At 70.8% G+C, this 3,636-nt stretch carries 4 protein-coding genes; all 4 read left to right on the top strand.

Annotated features, from left to right (window positions below):
- The coding region (gene mnmC1 / locus AC1DY5_RS46985; protein ID WP_478121230.1) for an FAD-dependent 5-carboxymethylaminomethyl-2-thiouridine(34) oxidoreductase MnmC1 at nucleotides 1–1,197 on the top strand (1,197 nt) is incomplete at its 5' end.
- 62 nt (nucleotides 1,198–1,259) lie between these two features.
- On the top strand, nucleotides 1,260–2,156 hold the full coding sequence (locus tag AC1DY5_RS46990; protein ID WP_478121231.1) for a transglutaminase family protein: 897 nt from the start codon (nucleotides 1,260–1,262) through the stop codon (nucleotides 2,154–2,156).
- A gap of 198 nt (nucleotides 2,157–2,354) precedes the next feature.
- Nucleotides 2,355–3,368: a patatin-like phospholipase family protein gene (locus tag AC1DY5_RS46995; protein ID WP_478121232.1), complete on the top strand. Its 1,014-nt coding sequence runs from the start codon at nucleotides 2,355–2,357 to the stop codon at nucleotides 3,366–3,368.
- A 2-nt stretch (nucleotides 3,369–3,370) separates the two neighbouring features.
- Nucleotides 3,371–3,636: GntT/GntP/DsdX family permease (locus AC1DY5_RS47000; protein ID WP_478121233.1), on the top strand; the 266-nt coding region annotated here is incomplete at its 3' end.

A 3,636-nucleotide genomic window follows, 5' to 3' on the forward strand; every position in this document is an offset into this window, starting at 1 on the left:
GGCCTGTTCGAGCCGGCCTGGCAGGTGCGGCAGCGCGCACCCGCGCTGGCGCACCTACCACCGGGCCGGCGCTGCGCGGTCATTGGCGCCGGCCTCGCCGGGGCGGCCGTCGCGGCCAGCCTGGCACGCAGGGGCTGGGAGGTCGAGGTGCTGGATGCCGCCGAACGCCCGGCAGCCGGCGCCTCCAGCTTGCCGGCCGGGCTGCTGGCGCCGCATGTTTCGCCAGACGACGCGCTGCTCTCGCGCCTGACGCGAGCCGGCATCCGCGTTACCTGGCAGCAGTTGGAACAGTGGCTGGTCGAAGGTCAGGACTGGCGCGCCAGCGGCGTGCTCGAATGGCGCGCCGACGGCGACGATCGCCTGCCGGCCAACTGGTCCGCCGAAGGGCCCAACGAGTCGTGGCACGCGGAGCCGGATCGGCTGCGCGCGTCGGGCCTGCCGGCCGGGTCGGCAGCCCTCTGGCATGCGCGGGCCGGCTGGGTTCGGCCGGCCAGGCTGGTTGAGGCCTGGCTGGCGCAGCCCGGGATCCGCGTGCGGACCGGCTGCCGCGTGGCCCGGATCGAGCGCCTGGGCACGGAGCACGCGCCTTGGGCGCTGCATGACGCGGAGGGCCAGCGGTTGGCCGAGGCCGACCGGGTGGTCATCGCCGCCGGATTCGAGAGCCATGCGCTGGCGCCTGCCTACCCCCTGCAAGCGGTGCGCGGCCAGGTCGAGGGGGGCCGCATGGCGGAGGCCATGCGACTGCCCGCGGCGCCGGTGAACGGCGATGGCCACCTGATCGCCGGCGTGCCCGCGGCCGGCGGGCAGGAGTGGTTCGTCGGCGCCACCTTCGACCGCGACAGCCGCGATGTTCGGCCGCGGGCCGAGGACACGGCCTTCAATCGCGCCCGCCTGGCGCGCCTGCTGCCCGAAGCCGCAGCGCAGCTCGGCCCTGCGTTCGACCACGGCGCGACCCGCGCCTGGACCGGCATTCGCTGCGCCTCGGCGGACCGCCGCCCGCTGGTCGGGCCGCTGTTGCCCGGCGAGCCCGACGTCCCCTGGCTCTGCACCGCGCTCGGATCGCGCGGCCTCAGCTTCGCCGTCCTGTGCGCCGAGCTGCTGGCCGCCCAATGGCACGGCGAACCCCTGCCGCTGCCGGTCAAGCTGGCGCGGACGCTGGGCAGCGCCCGCGCGGCGGGTCAGAGCTTGGCCATGTAGTCTTCGAAGGGGTCGGACGCATCCTCGAACAGGGTCAACCGCCGTCGCGGCCACAATGGCCCATGGCCATCCATTACGACATCACCCACACCACCGTCTACCGCTACAAGACGCCCGTTACCTTCGGGCTGCATCGCGTGATGTTCAGGCCGCGCGACAGCCATGACCTGAGGGTCCTGGCCACCGACCTGCAGGTCAGCCCCCAGGCCTATGTGCGGATGATCCAGGACCCGCACTCCAACTCGGTCGCGCTGGTGCAGCCGATGGGCGAGGCGACCGAGCTGCGGATCGTCTGTTCGTTCACGATCGAGCACGTGCCGACGCCGCTAGACGAACTGGCGCTGGACCCCGCCGCGGAGGTGCTGCCCTTTGCCTATTCGCTGGCGGAACGGCTCGACCTCGAGCACTACCTGCGCCCGCATCACGACGATCCGGACGGCACGCTGATCCGCTGGGCGCACCAGTTCCTGCACACGGACCAGCCGAACAGCACGCGCGACGTGCTGACCCGCATGAATGCCCACATCGGCCAGAGCCTACGCTATGTCGCGCGCGACGAGGAAGGCACCCAGACGCCGCTACAGACGCTGACGCTCGGCAGCGGCAGTTGCCGCGACTACGCGCTGCTGATGATGGAGGCCGCGCGCCGCCTCGGCGTCGCGACGCGCTTCGTCTCCGGCTATCTCTACGACGCGGCGCTCGACACCGGCAAGGCGGAGCCGGGGCAGGCGGTCACCGGATCGGGCAGCACCCACGCCTGGCTTCACGCCTACCTGCCGGGCGCCGGCTGGGTCGCCTTCGATCCCACCAACAACCTGATGGCCAGTTCGCAGCTGATCCGGGTCGGCGTGGCGCGCGATCCGGCCCTGGCGGCGCCGATCTCGGGCAGCTGGTACGGCGACCCCGAGGCCTATGAAGGGCTCGAGGCGACCGTGGTGGTGCGCCGCCTGCCGGGGTGAACACCGCGTGGCGCAGCCGACGCCGGATTCAGGACTCGAAAAGCGCGCGTCCGCGAGCGGCACAAAGACGTTGCCGCAATGACCTGCGCTCACTTAAAGTCGCCCGCTGCGCCTTCTGGGCGCACTTCTTGCTGCTGACACCATGCCGACACGGCGCGGTCGGACACTCTCGCCAAGCTACGCTATCGGAGGTTCTGATTGAAGACATTTCCAATCGATCTCGCATTGCAAGGCGGCGGCTCGCACGGCGCTTTCACCTGGGGCGTCCTCGATCGCCTGCTCGAGGAGCCCTGGCTGCGCCTCGACGGCATCTCAGGCACCTCGGCCGGCGCCATGAACGCGGCGGCCCTGGTCTCGGGTCACGCGGTGGGCGGCGCCGAGGGCGCGCGCGAGTCGCTCGACAACTTCTGGCGCGGGGTTTCCGATGCCGCCAAGTACAGCCCCTTCAAGCGCAGCTGGATGGACATGCTGACCGGCACCTGGACGCTCGAGAACTCGGCGGCCTTCATTGCGGCCGACCTGGCCACGCGCCTGTGGTCGCCCTACGACCTCAATCCGCGCGGCATGAATCCGCTGCGCGACATCCTTGCCAAACTGATCGACTTCGAACGCCTCACGGCCTCGCCGATCAAGCTCTTCGTCACCGCGACCAACGTCCGCACCGGCCGCGGCCGGGTGTTCCGCAATCCCGAGCTGACGCCCGACGTGCTGCTGGCCTCGGCCTGCCTGCCGACCATGTTCCACGCGGTCGAGATCGACGGCGACCCGTACTGGGACGGCGGCTACGCCGGCAACCCGACGATGACGCCGCTGATCCGCGAATGCCAGTCGAGCGACACCCTGCTGATCCAGATCAATCCGGTCGAGCGGGCGGGCGTCCCGCGCAGCGCCACCGAGATCAACAACCGGCTCAACGAGTTGTCCTTCAATTCGCCGCTGCTGAAGGAGCTGCGCATGATCGCGCTGCTGCACCAGGTGGCCGATCCCGGCCACGGCGAGGGCGCGGCCTGGGCCCGCATGCGGATCCACCGCATTGCCACCGACGCCATGCTCGCGCTCGGCGCGTCCTCGAAGATGATCTCGGAGTGGCCCTTCCTGTGCCAGCTGCGCGATGAAGGCCGGCGTTCGGCGCAAGCCTTCCTCGACGCCCACAAGGGCGACATCGGCAAGCGCTCGACGCTCGATCTCGACGCGCTCCTCGAAGGAGTCTGAGCATGGGACTCGCAGGCATCTTCCTCGGCCTCTGCCTGCTGATTTGGCTCTCCTACCGGGGCTGGAGCGTGCTGGTGCTGGCGCCGGCCGCGGCGCTGATCGCCGCCCTGTTCGCCGGCGAGCCGCTGCTGGCCCACTGGACCCAGACCTTCATGGGTTCGGCGGCCGGCTTCCTGGCCCAGTTCTTCCCGCTGTTCCTGCTCGGCGCGGTCTTCGGCAAGTTGATGGACGACAGCGGCTCGGTGCAGACCATCGCCCGCTTCATGAC

This window comes from Variovorax sp. P4_D9 (assembly GCF_056401695.1).

Bases quoted from the DNA above. Each gene is read 5' to 3' on its own strand.
- AC1DY5_RS46990 (WP_478121231.1), top strand. From the start codon at position 1,260: ATGGCCATCCATTACGACATCACCCACACCACCGTCTACCGCTACAAG.